We start from the raw sequence: 1,221 nt of genomic DNA, 5'->3' as shown, positions 1-1,221 counted from the left end.
TCTACCCATCCTTGTATCTTGAATTTCGTGATGGTTAGCTCCCATCACGCGAGACCGAGGCAGCTTGAACCCATCCTGAAGGCCTTGACCTTGTTGCGTAGATCAAGCCCTTGGTCTCTTCTTTCACGCCAGCACTGACACTGAACGGTATCCAAGGGGCGAACCCTGCAGGCACAAGGCCAGTGGGCGTGATGGTTTCATCGTCAGCGGGTTGAAACATGGTCTATCTCGGCATTGATGTCTCGAAAGCCAAATTACACACGTGCCTGCGGCGCGAAGCCGACGGCAAACAGAAAACCAAAGTGGTCGAAAACAGCCGCGACGGCGTGACGGCGCTGATCGACTGGCTGGCACGCCAGGGGGTGATGCCGGCGCAGGTTCACGCCGTGCTGGAGGCCACCGGCGTCTATCACGAAACCACGGCGGAGACGTTGCACGCGCATGGTGTCACGGTGTCCATCGTCAATCCCGCGCAAGCCAAAAAGTTCGCTCAGGGGCTGGCCGTGCGCACCAAGACCGACGCCGTCGATGCCGAGACGCTAGCGCGCTTTGGCGCCCTCGTGCGACCGGCGCCCTGGACACCTCCGCCGCCGCAGGTCCGCACCTGGCAGGCGTTGCTAGCCCGTCAACAGGCGCTCAGCGAGGATCTCCGCCGCGAGCGCAACCGCCTGGAAAAGGCCGAAGCGACGACCACGCCGCCCCCGGTGCTCGACTCGCTTACCGATAGCCTTGCCTTCCTGGAGCAGGCGTTGGCGAAGCTCCAGCAAGAGATCGACGATTATCTGAATGGGCATCCCCAGCTCAAGGCCGACGTCGCCCTCCTGACCAGCATTCCCGCCGTCGGTCCCAAGGTCGCCCATCAGCTCCTGGCCCTGTTGCACGCCCGCCCCTTCCAGTCCGCCGAACAACTGGCGGCCTATCTCGGCCTGGTGCCCGTCGAGCGCCAATCGGGCACCTCCGTGCACGCCCGCGCCCGGCTCTCCAAGGCCGGGCCGGCACGGGTGCGCGCGACCCTCTATATGGCCGCCGTCGTCGCCACGCGCTACAACCCGCACGTCAAAGCTCTCTACGAGCGCCTGCTCGCCCGCGGCAAAGCCAAAATGGCGGCTCTCGGCGCGGCCATGCGCAAACTCGTCCATCTTTGCTTTGGCGTCTTCAAAACCCGTCTCCCCTACCAAGCTGACTATGCCCCCGCGACTTGACAGGAAAGACGGTATCTAC

Annotated in this window: 1 protein-coding gene; it reads left to right on the top strand. The window is 63.6% G+C overall.

The window, feature by feature from the left end; genetic code table 11:
* Positions 1-218 precede the first annotated feature (218 nt).
* Positions 219-1,202, top strand: a complete 984-nt coding sequence (locus CKO27_RS23835; protein ID WP_200377395.1) for an IS110 family RNA-guided transposase — start codon at positions 219-221, stop codon at positions 1,200-1,202.
* The last annotated feature ends 19 nt before the right edge of the window (positions 1,203-1,221 follow it).

Source organism: Thiocystis violacea (genome assembly GCF_016583575.1).
GTDB classification, from domain to species: Bacteria; Pseudomonadota; Gammaproteobacteria; order Chromatiales; family Chromatiaceae; genus Thiocystis; species Thiocystis violacea.
The sequence above is the reverse complement of the archived record's forward strand: the minus strand, read 5'-3'. Positions and strand labels throughout refer to the sequence as shown.

Coding starts and splice junctions, on each gene's coding strand:
- CKO27_RS23835 (WP_200377395.1), top strand. CDS start 219: ATGGTCTATCTCGGCATTGATGTCTCGAAAGCCAAATTACACACGTGC.